At 45.1% G+C, this 17,836-nt stretch carries 17 protein-coding genes; 9 read left to right on the top strand and 8 right to left on the bottom strand.

Going from position 1 to position 17,836, the window contains the following annotated elements:
- Nucleotides 1–58: 58 nt before the first annotated feature.
- Together lptG and WH95_RS12440 are read right to left on the bottom strand one after the other, a co-directional pair.
- The gene (lptG, locus tag WH95_RS12435) at nt 59–1,183 is read right to left on the bottom strand and encodes an LPS export ABC transporter permease LptG (RefSeq protein ID WP_046507677.1); all 1,125 of its coding nucleotides are present in this window, start codon (nt 1,181–1,183) and stop codon (nt 59–61) included.
- Nucleotides 1,183–2,331 carry an LptF/LptG family permease gene (locus tag WH95_RS12440; protein WP_052741998.1) on the bottom strand — a complete coding sequence of 383 codons (1,149 nt, stop codon included), beginning with the start codon at nt 2,329–2,331 and terminating at the stop codon, nt 1,183–1,185. The genes lptG and WH95_RS12440 overlap by 1 nt, the downstream gene beginning before the upstream one ends.
- A gap of 207 nt (nt 2,332–2,538) precedes the next feature.
- Here WH95_RS12440 and WH95_RS12445 point away from each other — a divergent pair, with 207 nt between their 5' ends.
- Together WH95_RS12445 and WH95_RS12450 are read left to right on the top strand one after the other, a co-directional pair.
- Nucleotides 2,539–4,038: a leucyl aminopeptidase gene (locus tag WH95_RS12445; protein ID WP_046507680.1), complete on the top strand. Its 1,500-nt coding sequence runs from the start codon at nt 2,539–2,541 to the stop codon at nt 4,036–4,038.
- A 50-nt stretch (nt 4,039–4,088) separates the two neighbouring features.
- Nucleotides 4,089–4,544, top strand: a complete 456-nt coding sequence (locus WH95_RS12450) for a DNA polymerase III subunit chi (protein WP_046507683.1) — start codon at nt 4,089–4,091, stop codon at nt 4,542–4,544.
- A 32-nt stretch (nt 4,545–4,576) separates the two neighbouring features.
- Here the strand turns inward: WH95_RS12450 and WH95_RS12455 are convergent, their stop codons facing one another.
- Nucleotides 4,577–5,401 carry a universal stress protein gene (locus tag WH95_RS12455; protein WP_046507687.1) on the bottom strand — a complete coding sequence of 275 codons (825 nt, stop codon included), beginning with the start codon at nt 5,399–5,401 and terminating at the stop codon, nt 4,577–4,579.
- A gap of 385 nt (nt 5,402–5,786) precedes the next feature.
- Here WH95_RS12455 and WH95_RS20650 point away from each other — a divergent pair, with 385 nt between their 5' ends.
- Nucleotides 5,787–6,605: a substrate-binding periplasmic protein gene (locus tag WH95_RS20650; RefSeq protein WP_052741999.1), complete on the top strand. Its 819-nt coding sequence runs from the start codon at nt 5,787–5,789 to the stop codon at nt 6,603–6,605.
- A 19-nt stretch (nt 6,606–6,624) separates the two neighbouring features.
- Here the strand turns inward: WH95_RS20650 and WH95_RS12465 are convergent, their stop codons facing one another.
- The gene (locus WH95_RS12465) at nt 6,625–8,532 is read right to left on the bottom strand and encodes an ABC-F family ATP-binding cassette domain-containing protein (RefSeq protein ID WP_046507689.1); all 1,908 of its coding nucleotides are present in this window, start codon (nt 8,530–8,532) and stop codon (nt 6,625–6,627) included.
- Nucleotides 8,533–8,807: 275 nt separating this feature from the next.
- Between WH95_RS12465 and ndk the strand changes: the two genes are divergently transcribed.
- Both ndk and WH95_RS12475 read left to right on the top strand, forming a co-directional pair.
- Nucleotides 8,808–9,230: a nucleoside-diphosphate kinase gene (gene ndk / locus WH95_RS12470; protein WP_046507692.1), complete on the top strand. Its 423-nt coding sequence runs from the start codon at nt 8,808–8,810 to the stop codon at nt 9,228–9,230.
- Nucleotides 9,231–9,507: 277 nt separating this feature from the next.
- The gene (locus tag WH95_RS12475; protein ID WP_046507695.1) at nt 9,508–10,635 is read left to right on the top strand and encodes an aminotransferase class V-fold PLP-dependent enzyme; all 1,128 of its coding nucleotides are present in this window, start codon (nt 9,508–9,510) and stop codon (nt 10,633–10,635) included.
- Between the two features lie 56 nt (nt 10,636–10,691).
- On the opposite strand, the gene WH95_RS21180 is transcribed toward WH95_RS12475, so the two are convergent.
- Complete coding sequence (locus tag WH95_RS21180) at nt 10,692–10,814, bottom strand: aa3-type cytochrome c oxidase subunit IV (protein WP_113772018.1); 123 nt, start codon at nt 10,812–10,814, stop codon at nt 10,692–10,694.
- A gap of 247 nt (nt 10,815–11,061) precedes the next feature.
- Between WH95_RS21180 and WH95_RS12480 the strand changes: the two genes are divergently transcribed.
- The gene (locus WH95_RS12480) at nt 11,062–12,105 is read left to right on the top strand and encodes a zinc-dependent alcohol dehydrogenase family protein (RefSeq protein WP_046507699.1); all 1,044 of its coding nucleotides are present in this window, start codon (nt 11,062–11,064) and stop codon (nt 12,103–12,105) included.
- A gap of 114 nt (nt 12,106–12,219) precedes the next feature.
- Here the strand turns inward: WH95_RS12480 and purN are convergent, their stop codons facing one another.
- Both purN and purM read right to left on the bottom strand, forming a co-directional pair.
- Nucleotides 12,220–12,867 carry a phosphoribosylglycinamide formyltransferase gene (gene purN / locus WH95_RS12485; RefSeq protein ID WP_046507701.1) on the bottom strand — a complete coding sequence of 216 codons (648 nt, stop codon included), beginning with the start codon at nt 12,865–12,867 and terminating at the stop codon, nt 12,220–12,222.
- A complete protein-coding gene (gene purM / locus WH95_RS12490) occupies nt 12,855–13,925 on the bottom strand; it encodes a phosphoribosylformylglycinamidine cyclo-ligase (protein ID WP_082114133.1) in 1,071 nt (356 codons plus the stop codon). The genes purN and purM overlap by 13 nt, the downstream gene beginning before the upstream one ends.
- Nucleotides 13,926–14,189: 264 nt before the next feature.
- On the opposite strand from purM, the gene WH95_RS12495 reads away from it, so the two are divergent.
- From WH95_RS12495 to WH95_RS12505, 3 genes are all read left to right on the top strand, one after another.
- Complete coding sequence (locus WH95_RS12495) at nt 14,190–15,422, top strand: DUF2066 domain-containing protein (RefSeq protein WP_046507707.1); 1,233 nt, start codon at nt 14,190–14,192, stop codon at nt 15,420–15,422.
- A gap of 66 nt (nt 15,423–15,488) precedes the next feature.
- Nucleotides 15,489–16,595, top strand: coding sequence for an AI-2E family transporter (locus WH95_RS12500; RefSeq protein WP_046507710.1), 1,107 nt, complete (start codon nt 15,489–15,491; stop codon nt 16,593–16,595).
- Nucleotides 16,596–16,623: 28 nt separating this feature from the next.
- Nucleotides 16,624–17,301, top strand: a complete 678-nt coding sequence (locus WH95_RS12505; protein ID WP_046507713.1) for an HdaA/DnaA family protein — start codon at nt 16,624–16,626, stop codon at nt 17,299–17,301.
- Between the two features lie 20 nt (nt 17,302–17,321).
- Here the strand turns inward: WH95_RS12505 and WH95_RS12510 are convergent, their stop codons facing one another.
- Complete coding sequence (locus WH95_RS12510) at nt 17,322–17,828, bottom strand: SixA phosphatase family protein (RefSeq protein WP_046507716.1); 507 nt, start codon at nt 17,826–17,828, stop codon at nt 17,322–17,324.
- Nucleotides 17,829–17,836: the final 8 nt, after the last annotated feature.

The following is a 17,836-nucleotide window of genomic DNA, read 5'->3' on the forward strand; positions in this document are numbered from 1 at the left end:
GTGCCAAAATAGACACTGAATTTTTCAGTAGTGTTTTTACCCCCCTAAAAGACATGTTTTATCCGTCTTCCAGGTGTAAAAGCATAGTGACACCTAACAATAGTGATACCCCCGCTGGCGACCAGGCTGCTAAAGCAACAGGTACTTTGGTTGATTGTCCCAAAGCAAAAACAAAATTGGATAAGAAATAAAGCAGAAAACCAGTAAGAATACCAGAGAGGATCATCAACCCAACCCGTCCACGGCGATGTTGTTGCATGGAAAATGTTGCGGCGAGCAAGACCATGGCAAGGAAAAGAAAAGGTTTTGATAGTAGCCGGTGAAATTGCAATTTTAGTTTAACAGCAGAGAATCCAGCTTTTTCCAACAGATTAATGAAGTATGGCAGCTCCCAGAAAGAGATGGACTTGGCACTTGCAAAACTATCCTGCACTTTTTCCATTGTGAGATCCGTTGGAATGAGGACTTCTTCAAAATAATCTGGTTTTTTACCGGGGTAAGAGTGCCAAGTATTTTTCAAGGCCCAGTTGCCATTTTCCAAGCGGGCTTTTCCTGCATCATACCTGGACAAAAACTCGCCATCATTCGTTAGATTGAAAATGATGACGCGGTTTAGAGAAAGATCTTTATTAACTGATCCCGCATGAATAACGGAAAGTCCTGTTTCATCTGGCTGTCGAAGCCATAATCCTGTTTCCGAAACTTTAAAAATGGCTTGATCTTTTTTCTTGTATAGCCGTGAAAGCTCTTTGTTTTTAGCAAAAAGAGCAGAAGACACTGGGTTAATGACAGCAAAGGCCAAAACACCGATCATTATAGAGCAAAAAGCAAAGGGAAAAATAATTCCCCAAATTGAAACGCCAGCTGATCTAATGATAACCAGTTCGTTTGCTCGAGTAAGCTTCCAAAAAGTTGCCATAGCTGCGAATAGAATCATGAATGGCATGATCTCTTCACTTAATTGAGGCATTTTATAGAGAACTATTTTTATGATTTGCAAAAATGGAACTGATTTTCCTTCAAGGTCGTCAGAGACTTCGATTAATGAAATAAGAAAAACCACGCCCATCAAGACAAAGAAAAAGCTGAAGAAGCTCATTAAATAGTTTTTGGATGCGTATCTGAAAAGTGTCCAGGAGATGTTGGCGGATTTAACCGGTTTTTTATTTACAAGCGTTGTCATTACGATGCCACGACCTCTTTTGTGTCAGATGGGCCTGAACCACCGGATATTTTCGATGTCGAGCTTTTAGGTTTTCTCACAATGAAATAAAGGGAAGTAATCACAACAAATATAGGCCATGCGTAAATAAGCGGAATAAGATTTTTGTTTTTCTCAGCGATGTCTTTAAGTAGAAACATCGTCAGCATCATAACCCCCATGATACTGATAGCGAACATAATTCTTCCTAAATATCCTCTGCGACTAAACTCACCAGATAAAAGGCATGCCAAGGCAATGAAGGCCATAGCAAGAGTAAAGAGAGGGCTGGCGATGCGATAATGACCAGCGGCAACCAGTTTGTCGTAATTATCAACATCCCTTTGATCCGTCAGGTCGGGGAAGATTAGCTGGTTAAGAAAGCGCTCTCTTGGTTTTAGCCAGCGATCACTTTGTTCTTGTCCTATATCGCCGAATTTAAGGACATACTTATCAGAATAAGCAATGGACAGTTGTCCTGTTATCGGGTCAACTTCTTGCCTGCTGGCATTCCAAAGAACGGCTCTGAAATCATCTTCTTCCTTTAGAAGAGCCCCGGTATCAGCTAAATATGTCACCTGTTGCCCAGGTAGACTACTATCGTGAACAATGAGACCTTTTAGCTCACCGGCAGGTGTTTTTTCTTTGAAATAAATCGTGTATTCAGTGTTAATCGTATTAAATTTGCCTTCTTTCAAAAGCACTGGCGACAAGTTATCTCTGAAGTAATGTTGTAGCTCTCTGAATTCGCGGTATGAGACTGGTAAAAAATATAGGTTAATGGCGACAACAGTTATCATTGATATTACGCCAAGCATAATTCCCGGGCGTGCGAGCTGGAGTTGCGAAAATCCAGCAGCTTTTAAAACCACGAGCTCGCTGTCCGTCGTCAATTTATTATAAATAAAGAGGACTGAGCAAAAAGTTGCTACTGGTATGACGATTACAAGGAAGTAAGGCATCAACAGGATAACAAAATAAAAGAAAGTAGATGCCGGAAGGCCGTCGTTAACAATCATGTCAACGAATCGTAGTGATTGAGCCAACCATACAGCAACAGCAAGGGATACTGCGACTGAAACAGCAAACAAAACCAGTTGCACAAGCATATAGCGCGAAATAATCTGCATAGGGTCCGTAAAATAACCTATAAAAATTTATACAGAAGAAATAGCCAGAACACCCTTGCCACGTCCAGTTAATTCGTGGATTTTCTTAAGAAGAATAATGAGATTTGAGTCATGGAATGCAACGTTCTATGATTGCCATTGCATTTTACATAGTATTCCTTGTTCTATAGCAGCAAATTAATAAATGGTTTTACCGAAGAGGGCGGCATGAAGTTTTCTTTTGTCTCTGACAAAGTTCCAAGTACTGGTGCGATCGTTGCGACAGTAACTGAGGGTGGACAACTCTCCACAACAGCAAAACAATTTGATGACAAGATTGGTGGTGCATTAAGTCGTGCAATCAGTAATAGCACCTTTAAGGGAAAAAAGGGTGAGTTGCTTGAAATTCTTGCGCCTGGTGGTGTGGAAAACAGCCGTATCATTCTGGCTGGCTTGGGGAATCCGAATGAACTCAAGGCAACAGATTTCGAAAATCTGGGTGGGCAGCTTTATAAAGAACTGTCCGCAAAGGGAGAGAAAGCGGTTTGTATATGCACCGATGATGTCAAGGTTCATGGATCAGAAGAAGATAATGCTGGTGCGCTTATTGCGTATGGTGCCTTACTTCGTAGCTATCGTTTTGATACCTATAAAACGACAGGCAAGAACGACAACAAAAATTCTCTTGAAGAGTTTTCTGTCTTTTCAACAGATTCTAAAAGCATAGAAGATGCTTATGAGAAATTGTCCAAAGTTGCTGAAGGGGTTTTCTTCACCAGACAGCTAGTATCCGAGCCGCCTAACGAACTATACCCTGCGACCTTTGCAGATCAAGCCAAAGAGCTTGAAGCTCTTGGGGTGAAAGTAACTGTGCTCAACGAAAGCGATATCACCAAACTGGGGATGAACGCTCTGTATGCTGTTGGTATGGGCTCAGAGCGTGAGTCCAAAGTCGTGATCATGGAATGGAATGGTGCTTCGGAGAAATCTGCCGAGAAGCCACTGGCTTTTGTTGGGAAGGGCGTAACATTCGATACAGGGGGTATTTCCCTGAAACCGGCTGCCGGTATGGAAGATATGAAGTTCGATATGGGCGGCGCAGGGACAGTATTTGGCCTGATGAAAGCACTTGCGGGACGTAAGGCAAAGGTGAATGTTGTTGGTGCCTGTGGTTTGGTCGAAAACATGCCGTCAGCGAACGCGCAACGCCCGGGTGATATCGTTAAATCCTATTCAGGGAAAACCATTGAAGTCCTGAATACAGATGCTGAAGGTCGTTTGGTTCTTGCTGATGTACTTTCCTATACGCAAGAGAAATACAATCCTCGCCTTGTTATTGATTTAGCAACGTTAACCGGTGCGATGATTATTGCGCTGGGTAATGACATCGCAGGTATTTTTTCAAACAACGACACTTTGTGTGAACAGCTTTCAACTGCGGGCTTAAGTGTTGATGAACGTGTCTGGCGTCTGCCTATGGCGGATTGCTATGACAAGCTATTGGACTCTGACGCAGCCGATATGAAGAACATTGGCGGCCGGGCTGCTGGATCAATTACAGCTGCACAATTCCTTCAGCGCTTTATCGATAAGGATCGCCCCTGGGTGCATATCGATATTGCTGGCGTTGCTTGGTCAACGAAAGAAAAAGCGATTGCAGCAAAGGGCGCAACAGGTTTTGGCGTTCGTTTGCTTGATCGCTTTGTTGCTGATAACTACGAAGATTAAGACGTAAAAGGCGGGGTGCGTTGTGCCCTGCCTTTTTATGGACGAGTTTGATGACCGATATCCGATTTTATCATTTGACTAAAACAGCGCTGGAAAGTGCATTGCCGCAAATGCTTGAGAAAGTGTTAGAGCGCGGCCAGCAAGCTGTTATTTTATCATCTGATGAGCGCGCCTTGGGCGAATTGGATCAGAATCTTTGGAGTTACCGCCCTGATTCATTTCTGCCACATGGGACGAAGAGGGATGGATCAATTGATGAACATCCGGTTTGGTTAACAACAGATCAGGATGATATTGCGAAACGAGATGTGGCTTTCATTGTCCATGGTGCACACCCCGGATCTCTTGAAAGTGACAAAACGTCTTTATGTGCCATCTTGTTTGATGGCAATAATCCAACAGTTGTCCAGGATTCCAGAGTTCTCTGGAAAGAATTGAAAGCTGCCAATCACGAGCTGACATACTGGCAACAAACTGACAGAGGGTCTTGGGAGAAGAAGGCCTGATCGCCGTTCTTCTCCTCAACCTGGTATTGCAATCAGTGAGATAAGAGGACAGGGAATTCCTGATTGGAAAACAGTGATTTGGTCACGCCGCCAAATATCATCTCTCTGATCCGACTATGTCCCCAAGCGCCGGCAACAATCAGACCAATTTCTTCCTCTTTGGCTGTCTTGAGAATAACATCTTCGGGGAAGGGACTCTCTACGACTCTTTTTTCAGACTGAATATCATGACGCTTGAGGTGTGAAGAAATATCATCCTGAGATATATTTCCCTCTTCAGGTAACCCGACTGATAGCAAAATAACTTTTTGTGCCATTTTTAAGAGTGGTAAAGCCCCTCTAACAGCTCGTGAAGCTTCAGCTGATCCGTCCCAAGCGATGAGAATGTTTTTTGTAATATCATGGGGGATTTTTCGGTTGGGAACTGCAAGGATTGGCAGGCTGCTCTCCATCAATAAAGACCCTGCAAATTCTAATTCATCGGCGAACTTTCCTTTTACCTGACTAATGATTGTCAGATCAGTAAAGCGTGCGTGGAACGCAATGATATCCTCTTCTCTGCCTTCATGTTCACGCCATTCATAGTTCGTCCCGATTGAATGGGCTTTTTCTTCAAAATTCTTTTTGAGCGCGGCTGCTTGCTCTTTTATATTAGTGCGTTGTTGTTCAATGATTTCTTCAGGGAAATAGCCCGTTACACCATGGGGAGCACCGTGCAATATCGCTTCTGGTGTTCTGAGTGCATGAACGCCCAAAAGATGTGCGTTACTAAATTTTCTAGATAGCTGAAGGGCGGCTTCTAAACGCGTTTGACCTGCTTCAGTGTTATCAATTTGAACCTGGATGTCCTTTAACATAAATGTATCTCCATTTATTTAGGAATACAGAAGGTGCTCGAAATATCTGTTCTGCATCTTCTTTTGATTTCTATATGAATTCTGTTTCCCTAGACGGAAAAATGCATTGATCTTAATCAATCTTTGTTAAGTACATTAAGGCCTGTCTGTTTTCTTTTAACCTTCTTACGGTATGTATCAGGTGTTTTGTCAAACTCGTTCTCAAAAGCACGCGTAAAATAGCTCTGAATTTGATAACCCACTTTCAAAACACTTTAATAATAGTGAAAGATGTTCTGGTCTATAATGAAAGGCCGTCGCTCAGAAAATTTTAAGCGTTTTATTGTTTCGTCGCTGTCTGAGGTTTTGTATTGGGTACGATTTTATTTTGGTGATAGGTGTACCGTTGAACCGGGTTAATTATTTTTTTGTTCTTTTTGCAGGCTTGGTCATAAACGGTATATGTTCTTTTCCGTCCATGGCCGAAAAGGTAACGTTACGGATTGGATATAATGTGAATTCGTCATATCCGCATTTCTTAGGGTCTGGATTAGAACCTGCTTCCCCACCTGGTGTGTCACTGGATATTCTGAATCAAATTTCCAGAAAACTAAATTTTAATATCAAATATATAAGGCGCCCGGGTCGTCGTATATTGCACGAACTCAAAGAAAATAATCTGGATGCCGCGTTTATTTTTTCATACAAACCTGAAAGGGAAGAGTTTGGCGTCTTTCCCAAGAAAAACAATAAGCCTGATGGGGATAAACGATTAGCCGTTTTATCGTATTTTTTGTATACGGTAGAGGGTCGTAACTTGGGTTGGGATGGTCATAAGTTTACCAACTTACAAGGTGTGATTGGTGCAAATTCCGGCTATTCAATTGTTAAAGATCTCAAGAATAGAGGAATAAAGGTTGAGGAGGCGAGATCAACAAGAAACAATTTTACCAAGCTAAAAAACGGTCGAATTGATGGTGTCGCTGATCAGGGTATTGTTGCCGATGCTTATATCCACAAAAATAAAATCAATAATATTGTTAAAATCAATAAACCTATCGCGACAAAAGATTATTTTTTGATTTTTAGTCATGTTTTCTCAGACCAAAATCCGACCTTACGTGATAAAATTTGGGATGAAATCTCGGAGCATAGGGATGAATTATCTAAAAAATTCATGCCACGTTATCTTGAAGAATATCAACTTCAACCCGGCACGAATTAATCTAAATAATTCAGATTCTCTATGAAGCTTCCAGTTTTTCCTGGGCTTCCAACCATTGCGTTTCTGCTTTCATAAGCTCTTTTTCTATTTTGGCTAACTCTTTAGAGAGTTCTAGCTGTCGGGAATTATCCCCTTCATATAGCGAAGGATCGGCCAATTCTTTTTCAAGCTTGTCTTTCTTTGCCTGGAATTTTTCCATCTTTTGCTCTGCCAGACGAACAGCTTTCTTGAGATCCCCTCCGGCTGCTCTGGCTTCAGCTGCTGCTCGACGCTTGTCCTTTTTACTCATGTTTTTTGCACGAGTTGCGTCATTGCTTTGGCTTGTCTCGTTTGTCTTTCGAGAAGACTGACGTTCTTTACGGCGCTGTTCCATCAAAAGACGTTTATAATCTTCCAGGTCACCGTCGTAGGCTTGTACGTTACCATCGGCGACGAGCCAGAAACGATCAGCAGTGAGTTCAATTAAGTGAGGATCATGTGAAACCAGTACGATAGCCCCTTCAAAGGCGTTCATGGCCTGAACAAGGGCTTCTCTGGAATCCACGTCCAGATGGTTGGTTGGCTCATCCATAAGCAGGATATGAGGGGCATCTCTGGTTGACAGGGCAAAGAGCAGACGTGCTTTTTCTCCACCAGATAGTTTTCCTACCTTTGTTGATACATGATTAACGCCAAAGCCAAAGCGTCCAAGCTGAGCTCTCACTTTTGATTCCGGTGTTCCCGGTTTCATCAGACGAGCCATCAAAGTGTAGGGTGTGGCATCCAAATCAAGTTCTTCGGCTTGGTCCTGCGCAAAATAACCGACTTTGAGTTTAGATGACTTGTAGAGTTGGCCTTCTTGAGGTTCCAGACGCCCAGCAAGAAGTTTGACCAAGGTAGATTTACCGTTTCCGTTTGCACCTAGTAATGCAATTCGATCTTCCATATCCAAACGAAGATCTAACCCCTTCAGGATAGGTTTTCCTGGCTCATAGCCAATATCCACACGATCAAGGTTGATGAGTGGTGGCGCCAATTCTTCAGGTGATGGGAAATCAAAGGCCAAAGTGCTGTCTTCGGCAACAGCCGCAATTGGCTGCATACGTTCCAGCATTTTTACACGGGACTGTGCCTGTTTGGCTTTGGACGCCTTGGCTTTAAAGCGGTCGATAAAGCTCTGAATGTGTTTGCGCTGTTCTTGCTGTTTCGCGTGCTGTGCGGCTTGGTGCTCCAGACGTTCGCGACGAACTTGTTCGAACTGATCATAATTTCCTGTGTAGGAGTTCAGTTGAAGGTTCTCGAGATGAATGATCTTGTTGGCAACATTGTTCAAGAGCGCGCGGTCATGGGAAATAAGCAGCAGTGTTCCCGGATAATTCTTTAGATAGCTTTCCAACCAGATCGTTGCTTCCAAGTCCAGGTGGTTGGTTGGCTCATCCAAAAGCAGGAAGTCAGGCTCGGCAAAAAGCAAGCTGGCCAAGGCTACACGCATTTGCCAACCACCAGAAAGTGCGGAACAGGGCTGTTGCTGTGCTTCTTCGTTAAAGCCCAGGCCTGCCAGTATTCGTGCTGCTCTACTCGGTGCTGTATCGGCTTTTATATCTACAAGGCGCTCGTGAATTTCTGCAATGCGCATTGGGTCTGTTGCGGTATCAGCTTCTTTTAGAAGCTCTGTCCGTTCAACATCAGATAGAAGAACAGTATCAATAAGGCTGGTATTACCCGATGGCGCCTCTTGGGCAACTTTCCCCATTTTGGTTTTATTGGGAACGTTGATGTCGCCTGCTTCCGAGGGAATTTCCCCAGAGATAATTTTCAACAGCGTTGTTTTGCCCGTGCCATTACGGCCAACAAAACCAACCTTGTCATTTTTATGTACGGTGGCAGAGGCTTCCTCGAAAATCGGGCGGCCTACGATGCGATATGTTAGGTTATTAATATGTAGCATGTGCGCTTAATATCACCGAAGCAGGGCTGTGGTAAGAGTTTTCTTGCAGAAAATTCTTAAATTAGCATTCGCCAGATCTTAGATGCCGATCTGTTTCTATTTTACAACTATTCTATTGGTGGAATTTAGTTTTCATGAGGGCGAAAAGGGGAATGTGCCCTTTGCATAACTGCTAACATAGAGATGTCATGTAATTACAGTTGCCCCAAAGCATTTCTGGCTGTATAAGGCCGCCAAACGATTTCCATTCTTTATCTAAAGTAGGAGTGCCTGATATGGCTCTTGAGCGTACTTTCTCTATCATTAAGCCCGATGCCACAAAGCGTAACCTGACTGGTAAAATCATTGCCAAGTTCGAAGAAGCTGGTCTTCGCATCGTTGCGTCCAAGCGTATTCACATGAGCCGCGAACAGGCCGAAGGTTTCTACGCAGTTCACAAAGAGCGTCCTTTCTTTGGCGAACTCGTTGACTTCATGATTTCCGAGCCAGTGGTTGTTCAGGTTCTCGAAGGTGAAAACGCGATTGCAAAAAACCGCGAAGTTATGGGTGCTACAAACCCGGCTGAAGCTGCTGAAGGTACAATCCGTAAAGAATTCGCCCTTTCAATCGGCGAAAACTCTGTACACGGTTCTGATGCTCCTGAAACAGCTGCTGAAGAAATCAAATACTTCTTCTCAGACGCTGAGTTGGTTGGCTAATAGTCTTATCCGACTATACGAGATTTAAAAGGGGAGCTTCGGCTTCCCTTTTTTTTTATGAGCAATACCAACGCGCTATTTTTTATTTTTCCGGCTGAGTATTCCTTTATTTTGTATGCAAACAATTTGTCAGCATCCAATTTTTTCAGGTGCAAAAATTAAATGTACTCTTCCCGTTAAAACGATCATTCTTATGCGTAGTACAACTTGTCTCTCGCAACGTGTGTCTCGATACGCTTCAAGTATCATAAGTCGAGATAGTCTATGGTAAGGTCCCATGATTGATAACGTGAAATCCCTTTTTGATATTCCGTCCGATATTTGTTTTTTAAACTGTGCGGCACAGTCACCAATGTTGAAAACGGCCAAGGTCTCTGGTGATGCCGGGTTGGCAATCAAATCAAATCCATGGACCCTTGATCCGGACTTCTGGAGCGATCGTTCCGGGGAATTGAGAGCAATTTTGGCTGAGATGATATTTGCACAGACAACTGATGTTGCTCTTATTCCTTCCACAGCCTATGGCGTTGCGACTGCGGCGAAAAATCTATCAATGGATAAAGGGCAAAATATTGTTCTGCTCGAAGGCCAGTTTCCGTCGAATGTGATTGCGTGGGAACAGAAAGCACATGCATGTGGCGGCAGCCTAAATATTGTTGGACGACCTGCGGATTATGATTGGACACCTCATGTACTAGAGGCAATATCTGAGAAAACCGCTATTGTAACATTGCCGCCGTGTCATTGGACTGACGGCAGTAAAATCGACCTTGTTGCCGTTGGGCAACGTTGTCGGGATAAAGGCGCGGCGCTGGTCGTTGATGCGACCCAGGCGGTGGGGGCGATGGCCATTGATGTCAGTGCTATCCAGCCTGATTTTCTAATTTGTTCTTCCTATAAATGGCTTTTAAGCCCTGTTGGTTCTGCCTTTCTCTATGCCGCGCCTAAGTGGCAAGAGGGACAGCCAATAGAATATAACAAATTCAACTGTGATGATCTTGACCCTTCAACAGGAATGCATTTGCCGAAAGCTGGTGCCTTGCGTTTTGATATGGGGGGACGGAATAACTTTATCCTGTTGTCCATGGCTTTGGAGTCCGCAAAGCAAGTAAGAAAGTGGGGCGCAGATGACGTGCAGAAAACACTCCGCCCCTTGACAAACCTTGTCGCTGAGATGGCGACGGAGAGAGGGTGGTCAGTGCCCGTTGGCGACAAGAGAGTTGGTCATATTATCGGTATCAGTTTCCCAAATCAAAATATTGATAATTTGGCGAAAAAGCTGGCCGATGAAAAAGTTTTTGTCAGTGAAAGAGGGGCTGGCATTCGCGTGTCGCCTTATCTCTACAATAACGCAGATGATATCGAGCAGCTCTTTGGGGCGCTTGATCGTTTTGTTGATGTGTAAATCAGGCAATAAAAAAGGAGGCTTTAAAGCCTCCTTTTTAGTAAGTTCAAGTAAACTTAAACCAATGTTACTGCCATCAGACCAAGAACGATCATAATTGCGATCACAGAATAGGTGGTAACTTTTGTAAAGCTTTCCCAACCGCGCTGGCGTTCAACCGTTAGTTCTTCGTTTGTCATTGTCGTGTGACCCTCTGTTTCACAAATATCTCATATCTGGCCAGGGGCCAAATTCAGAACGACTTTATCAAAGGTTGCCACATTTTCAAGTCTGAACTGGTGTTCTTAACGGGTGTTGTTCAGGTTTTTCTTCTTTATCCAGGCATAAATGTCTTTTGATTTATCTGATTGAATGTTTCAGGATATCCTCAGGTGTCCTTGCCTATTCCTGTTTTCCTGCCAGTAAGAAGATATAAGAAGAAAATCCATGCGTGCTGCTTATTATGAAGAATTCAATGGCGATATAAAAGTCGGAACCCTGGCTGATCCAGCCCCGCCAGTTGGTGGTGTTGTGCTTGAAGTCAAAGCCAATGGTGTTTGTCGAAGTGACTGGCACGGTTGGGTGGGGCATGATGGTGCAATCACAAACTTCCCTCATGTGCCCGGGCATGAATGTGCAGGAACAATTGTTGCGGTTGGGGACGGGGTTACACGGTGGAAGAAGGGGGATGAGGTTATTGTGCCCTTTAGCTGTGGTTGTGGTCATTGTCCGTCCTGTGCAAAAGGGAACGAGCATATATGTGATGACGACTTTCAGCCCGGATTTACGGGGTGGGGTGCCTTTGCGCAGTATATGGCTGTCGAATATGCAGATGTGAATTTGGTGGCTTTACCCGAACAACTTGATCATGTGGTCGCGGCCAGCTTGGGCTGCCGTTTCATGACGGCTTTTCGCGGTGTGGTAAAACGTGGAAAAGTTGGCCCCGAACAGTGGGTTGCCGTACACGGGTGTGGCGGTGTTGGTTTGAGTTCCCTGATGATTGCCCGTGCGTTGGGGGCGAAGGTTATTGCCATTGATGTAAATGATCAGACCTTGCAACAGGCAAAGCTATTAGGTGCAGAACACGTAATTAATGCGATAAAAGTCGATAATGTAGTGGAAGCTGTTTTGTCCGTTACCAGTGGTGGTGCAGAGGTTTCAATTGATGCGCTGGGATCGCCCATAACGGCTTATAATTCCATTGCCTGTCTTGCGAAGCGCGGGCGGCACGTCCAGATTGGTTTGGCCGCGGGGGATCATAAAGACATGAATATTCCGATGAACCTTGTTATCGGGCGGGAACTTGATCTGCTCGGAAGCCATGGAATGCAAGGGCATCAATACGGGCAGATGCTGGATATGATTATCAAAGGTGATCTGTCTCCCGAAAAGCTTATTGATCGGACCGTTGATTTGAAAGAAGGAGCCGATGTCCTGATGAGTATGACGACGACATCACCAAGTGGCGTTGTTGTAATTGATAGGTTCTGAACTCCTAAAAAACAGAGGCAATTTTCGCATACAAAAAATAAAGCCCCGTAACCTTGGGATGGTTGCAGGGCTTTAATGGGGCATAAACTGTAATCCTTATTCGATTTTTTTCGTTTAAGGATTAGAGAGTATGTCTTCTGCTGTTAGTGATACTTGCGTATAAGTAAGCTGGTTATCTGAAATCGTAATGTGCTGTTCGGCGATGAGCTTTAAACATTCAGGATAAAGTCTGTGTTCAGCCGTTAGGACGCGGGCGGCGAGACTGCTTTCCGTATCGTCGGGGAGTACGGGCACAGCTGCCTGACCAACAATGGGGCCGCTGTCCATTTCATGGCGGACAAAGTGAACCGTGCACCCGTGAAGCTTACAGCCTTCATCCAGCGCACGCTGATGGGTGTCCAGTCCGGGAAACAGGGGCAAGAGAGCAGGGTGGATATTGATCATTCTGTTATGCCAATGTTCAACAAACTCTTTGGTCACCAGACGCATAAAGCCAGCTAAACAGACAAATTCGACGTCTGAATTTTCCAGAGTGTTGGTAACTGCATTATCAAAATCAAGGCGGCTTTTATAGTCGCGATGATTTATGGTTGCTGTTGCGACCCCTGCTTTTTTTGCGCGGTCCAGCCCTGCGACGTCTGGTACGTTAGAGACGACCAATACGATTTCTGCAGGGAAAGATGGATCTGCCGCGGCATCCAAAAGAGCCTGCAGATTACTTCCCCTGCCAGAGATCAGAACGCCAACTTTTAAGCGGGCCACGTTTCTGCGAGCCTTTCAATCTGAACGGCTTCTTCACCTTCAGTACGAGTTTCTATCGTACCAAGAGAGACAACGGTTTCTCCCTGGGCCTGCAGGATACCGGTTACCGCTTCAACCTTATCGGCAGCAACGACAACCGCCATGCCAATACCACAGTTGAAGGTGCGCATCATTTCGTGTTCATCAATGCCACCGACCTTGGCAAGCCAGCTAAAGACACGCGGAACAGGCCAGGAGATACCGTCGATTGTCACACCCAGACCTTCGGGTAGAACCCGGGGCAGGTTTTCGATAAATCCGCCACCCGTGATGTGGGCGAAGGCCTTCACACCTTCGCCATGGGGACCAAAGGCGCGAATAGCTTCAAGACAGCTTTTTACATAGATACGTGTGGGGGTCAGCAGTGCTTCACCAAGTGTTATACCGTCTTGGAAGGGAGCGGGGTCACTGTATTTCAGGCCGGAAATCTCAACGATCTTACGGATGAGGGAGTAACCGTTAGAATGTGGACCGCTTGATGCAAGGCCGAGTACAACATCGCCGTCTTTGACTAAGTCACCAGTCAAGGCTTGTCCGCGCTCAACGGCACCGACAGAGAAACCGGCAAGGTCGTAATCATTGTCGCTGTACATGCCCGGCATTTCAGCCGTTTCGCCACCGATTAATGCGCAGTTTGAAAGCACACAGCCTTCGGCGATACCTGCGATAATATCACGTCCTGCTTCGACGCTCAGTTTTCCCGTTGCGTAGTAATCGAGGAAAAAGAGAGGCTCACCACCCTGTACCACAAGATCGTTCACGCACATGGCAACGAGGTCGATTCCCACGGTATCGTGTTTGTTTGCTTCAATGGCAACTTTCAACTTTGTGCCGACACCGTCATTACAGGCGATGAGAAGAGGATCAGTAAAACCAGCAGCTTTTGGGTCAAAAAAAGCGCCAAAGCCACCTAATCCAGCCATAGAGCCAGAACGAGTTGTTGATTTTGCAAGGGGTTTGATGGCTTCAACCAGCTCATTACCTGCGTCGATATCAACTCCGGCATCCTTGTAGCTCAAGGAATCAGGATTATTAGGGATGGTACTTATGGTATCCTCCTGTAACTTCGAGTATTAATGTACTCAAGTGTCTGAACCTGATAATAATCCCGGATCATTTCTAGCCGGTTAATGACACCGAGCAATGGCTGACTTGGACGAATGAGATAACAGTCTCATTGAATAGTCATAGTTCGAGGTTATTATCAGGTCCAGATACTACCTAATGCAATTCGGTATTAGGCTCTGTAATTTGGGAAGATACTTAATCCGGGATGGTTTGCAATGCGGTTTCGCCGCTTTTTCTATAAGACAGCATTTCTAGCGACTTTTTTTGCGCTCTCGACAGGGCCGTGGCATTCGGCTGCTTTAGCCGCTAACGAAGTTTATACTGTTCATGGCATCGCCGTTGATGCAACAGCAGATACAGTGATTGACGCCAAAAAAGCTGCGTTAAGTCAAGGTTATGAAAAGGCTTTTCGTGCTCTCGTACGTAAACTGGTGCCTGAACATGATCATATAAAAGTACCGAAACTGAACTCTAAAGATGCCTTGAACTATGTGTTGGATATATCATTATCCGCAGAAAAATCATCTTCTGTTCGCTATATCGCAAATATGACTGTTCGTTTTAAAGAATCGCAGACTCGGGCACTTCTTCGTAATTCCGGGGCGGCAATTGCGGAAACTGTGAGTAAGCCTGTTCTGATTATTCCCATAGAAAAAAGAGCAGGGTCAAATTTGCTATGGGAAGATCGAAACCAATGGCGGACAGCTTGGGGTGGTGTTGGGACCAGTAATGGTCTGGTTCCCTTGACTATGCCGTTAGGTGATTTGGATGATCTTTCTCTTGTGGATGCCAAGGGCGCACTTGCGGGTAATGAAGGCTTGTGGAAGTTGGCAAGGAAGTACGGCAGCAGTGATGTTTTTCTGTCTGTTGCAGAAGTAAATAACGAAGGGGCATCTGCAACGATGTCAGCCGTTCGCGTTGGCCGTTTTGGCGAAGGCCGACGTTATCAGTTGAATGTGACCAAGGCTGAAGGGGAAACGACCCAAAAGATGTTACGCCGGGCAGCAAGATCGTTGGATAGCTCGCTTCAGCAAGATTGGAAACAGGCTAATTTGTTACAATTTGGTGTAGAGCGCTGGATACAGGTAGAGGTTCCCATCGCAGGATTGCAAGACTGGGTGCTCGTCAACAACCGATTACAGGGTGTTCCGGCGATCAATAAAGTTAAAACGCGTTCAATGAATCGGGCACAGGTGAATCTGGACGTTTATTTTGCCGGAGATGAAAGGCAATTATCATTGGCCTTGGCGCAAAAAGATCTGGCATTGGTCTTGAACGAACGGAGTATTTGGGAATTACAGATTTTGAACAGACCAACAGCTCAACAGGGGCTTAGTTTGCCTTCGCAAAGTAACCCGGATCTTGTCCCAGAAGAAACTGTGGTTGATGAAGTTGTTGTTCCTGAGCAAGAGATTAATCTGAACCCCGGAGACGAGGTTAGTGAATAACGGCCAGGTTCTTAGATAAAGTTTACCGGGTTTTGTGGTCAATACTAGAAGTTTGAGGGGGATACAATGACGGCCGAGCGTCAAATCAGATTCTGGCTTATTGGGCTGGTTGTATTTTTGCTGTCAGTCTTTGTTTTAAGATCTGTTCTGCTGCCTTTTGTTGCTGGAATGGCGATCGCTTATTTCCTTGACCCTGTATGTGACAAACTGGAAGACGTTGGTTTGTCCCGTATGCTGGCGACGACGGTTGTCACAATTGCATTCCTGTTAATTCTTATTATTGCGCTTGTCCTGCTTGTCCCGGCCTTGATTGGACAGATCGCAGATTTGATTGAAAGCCTTCCGAAGCTGGTAGAGGCTGTTCGGGGCCAGATGAGTAAGTTGCTTTTGATGATTGAAGATCGTGTTGATCCGACAAGTGTTGCCAGTCTTAAAGATGCATTTGGCGATAGTCTCAAATCGGTAACGGCATGGCTTTCACGTTTTGCAGGTAGCCTGATCGACGGAGGTGTGGCCTTTGCCAATCTGGTTTCTTTGTTGGTTATTACACCTGTCGTCACATTCTATTTACTAAGAGACTGGGATCGAATTGTCGCTAAGGTAGATAGCTGGCTGCCCAGACCACAGCTGGAAACAATCCGTCGGTTGGCAAAAGAAGTTGATGAAACCCTTGCAGGATTTATCCGGGGGCAGGGGACAGTCTGCCTTGTTCTTGGTGGTTTTTACGCTGTCGGTCTCAGCTTGTCAGGTCTGAATTTTGGTCTTGTTCTGGGGATGGTTGCTGGGCTGCTTTCTTTTATTCCTTTTGTCGGGTCCATCATTGGCTTGATCCTGTCTGTTGGGCTTGCCTTTTTCCAGTTTGATAGCTGGGGACCGATTGCACTGGTGGCCGGGGTCTTTTTTGCCGGGCAGATTCTCGAAGGCAATATTTTAACGCCAAAACTGGTTGGTGAAAAAATTGGCTTGCATCCCGTGTGGGTTATTTTTGGTTTGCTGGCTGGTGGTGCCTTGTTTGGCTTTGTCGGTATGCTTTTGGCCTTACCCGTTGCAGCTGTTATTGGTGTTGGTGTTCGTTTTGCGTTGAGCGAATATATGGACAGTCGTTATTATTATGGTATCAATCATCCTAGGGAATTTTCCGACGAAGATTCTCAAGAAAAACTACCTGAATAACGAAGTAAATAAACGGCTTACATCATACATGGATAGTTCACAGCTACCGCTAGATCTTGGGCATCGTCCTGCTCTTGGACGCGAAGATTTCCTCATTGCTCCTTGCAATGAGGTTGCGGTTGCGTGGGTGGATCAATGGCCTGATTGGCCTGGGCATGCATTGGCTTTTTATGGACCATCCGGTTGTGGAAAAACACATCTTGCTCACGTTTGGCGCACCGAAAGTACGGCTGTTTTTGTCTCTGCCAAGGATCTGCTTGAATCTGACCCGACCGAACTATTGGGAAAAAAGGGCGGGTGTATTCTTGATGATATTCAAGATCAGCTAACAAAAGATACAGAATTGCAGCGCAAGCTTTTCCATCTTTATAACTATGCCAGAGAAGAGACCGGGTATCTCCTTTTTACCGGGCGAGAAGCGCCAGCAAGGTGGGATGTTTCGCTGCCTGATTTATCTTCACGGTTGTCTGCGATCCCATCGTTCGAGATGGGGGCGCCGGATGAATTCCTGTTTGAAGCGCTGTTGGTAAAGCTTTTCTATGATCGTCAACTGACAATCTCTAAAGAGGTTTTGAGGTTTCTGGTCTTGCGGCTGGATAGGTCTTTTCAGGCTGCACGCGATATCGTCTCGGTTCTTGATCAACAGTCCCTTGCATCACAACGCGAGATTACCATCCCATTTATAAAATCGGTTCTGGAAGCTTAAATCCGCTTTTTATCTCTTCTCTATTCCTCGGGATAATAAATCCTTTCCAGTTCGGTGTTTGATTTTGTCAGTTCCACCCAATTTTCAATATTACTATTGAGGATACCAAAACCAGCCGGGGGTAGGCCTCCATAGATCCTTTGAAGCGCTGTACGGTCAGAATTTGGACCACTTATATCAAATAGGAACTGACTAAGTCCCGGGTTGTGTCCGATCAAGAGAATAGTGTCATGGGTGTCTGTTAGTTCGGCCAATTGCCTCAGTATGATCTGGGGTGATGCCAGATAAAGCTCGGGAATGAGGTTCAGTTCAATCTCGGTACCGAGTGTCTTCTGAATAATTTCGGAAGTTTCTCTCGCTCTTACCGCCGATGAACTTACAATAATTGATGGGGGAACCTCTTTGATTTTCTGTCCCAGCCAGCAAGCTTCTTCTCTGCCTTTTGTTGTAAGGGGCCGATCCCTGTCCTGTTGTTCTTTCTTGGCATGATGGGTCGTTGCGTGACGCGCGAGATAAATTCTTTTCATATGACAAC

The sequence above is a fragment of the Kiloniella litopenaei genome, assembly GCF_000982415.1.
In the GTDB taxonomy this organism is placed as follows: domain Bacteria; phylum Pseudomonadota; class Alphaproteobacteria; order Kiloniellales; family Kiloniellaceae; genus Kiloniella; species Kiloniella litopenaei.

Excerpts from the sequence above, each read along its gene's own strand:
- lptG (WP_046507677.1), bottom strand. The coding sequence starts at position 1,183 with ATGACAACGCTTGTAAATAAAAAACCGGTTAAATCCGCCAACATCTCC.
- WH95_RS12440 (WP_052741998.1), bottom strand. The coding sequence starts at position 2,331 with ATGCAGATTATTTCGCGCTATATGCTTGTGCAACTGGTTTTGTTTGCT.
- WH95_RS12445 (WP_046507680.1), top strand. The coding sequence starts at position 2,539 with ATGAAGTTTTCTTTTGTCTCTGACAAAGTTCCAAGTACTGGTGCGATC.
- WH95_RS12450 (WP_046507683.1), top strand. The coding sequence starts at position 4,089 with ATGACCGATATCCGATTTTATCATTTGACTAAAACAGCGCTGGAAAGT.
- WH95_RS12455 (WP_046507687.1), bottom strand. The coding sequence starts at position 5,401 with ATGTTAAAGGACATCCAGGTTCAAATTGATAACACTGAAGCAGGTCAA.
- WH95_RS12465 (WP_046507689.1), bottom strand. The coding sequence starts at position 8,532 with ATGCTACATATTAATAACCTAACATATCGCATCGTAGGCCGCCCGATT.
- ndk (WP_046507692.1), top strand. The coding sequence starts at position 8,808 with ATGGCTCTTGAGCGTACTTTCTCTATCATTAAGCCCGATGCCACAAAG.
- WH95_RS12475 (WP_046507695.1), top strand. The coding sequence starts at position 9,508 with ATGATTGATAACGTGAAATCCCTTTTTGATATTCCGTCCGATATTTGT.
- WH95_RS21180 (WP_113772018.1), bottom strand. The coding sequence starts at position 10,814 with ATGACAAACGAAGAACTAACGGTTGAACGCCAGCGCGGTTGGGAAAGC.
- WH95_RS12480 (WP_046507699.1), top strand. The coding sequence starts at position 11,062 with ATGCGTGCTGCTTATTATGAAGAATTCAATGGCGATATAAAAGTCGGA.
- WH95_RS12495 (WP_046507707.1), top strand. The coding sequence starts at position 14,190 with ATGCGGTTTCGCCGCTTTTTCTATAAGACAGCATTTCTAGCGACTTTT.
- WH95_RS12500 (WP_046507710.1), top strand. The coding sequence starts at position 15,489 with ATGACGGCCGAGCGTCAAATCAGATTCTGGCTTATTGGGCTGGTTGTA.
- WH95_RS12505 (WP_046507713.1), top strand. The coding sequence starts at position 16,624 with ATGGATAGTTCACAGCTACCGCTAGATCTTGGGCATCGTCCTGCTCTT.
- WH95_RS12510 (WP_046507716.1), bottom strand. The coding sequence starts at position 17,828 with ATGAAAAGAATTTATCTCGCGCGTCACGCAACGACCCATCATGCCAAG.